Genomic DNA, 355 nt, shown 5'->3' with positions numbered 1-355 from the left:
GGTTTTAGCCGTAATGTTCATTGAGCTTTTCTTTAATTGCAGGTTCCAGTTTGTTGAAGTTTCTCGTCTTAATGTTCGGAGCGCAAGCCGCCCGTTTTTCTAGCAGAAGAACATCTTTTGTTAGCTGGATTTGCTCGTTGAGTTCGAACGTTTTTGCTACTCGCTGAGTGTTGTGAGCCAAATCTTCACGAGTTATTGCCGATGGTTTCCAGCGGTTGATCATCTGTAAAATAACGCGATATGCTTTGCGAAGATCCTGCCTTTTTTCTGTGACTACTTGAGATGGAAGAATCGCATACTTATCGCTTAAATAAAGAGAATAAAGCGATTCTTCAAGGTCTGTTAATGCCCACGA

General features: G+C 41.7%; 1 protein-coding gene. It reads right to left on the bottom strand.

The window, feature by feature from the left end; translation table 11 throughout:
• Positions 1 to 4 precede the first annotated feature (4 nt).
• On the bottom strand, positions 5 to 355 hold a 351-nt coding region (locus RMT89_RS41705), incomplete at its 5' end, for an AcaB family transcriptional regulator (protein WP_315888969.1).

It is taken from the genome of Streptomyces sp. P17, assembly GCF_032436805.1.
Lineage (GTDB): Bacteria > Actinomycetota > Actinomycetes > Streptomycetales > Streptomycetaceae > Streptomyces.
This window is presented reverse-complemented; position numbering and strand designations above follow the sequence as displayed.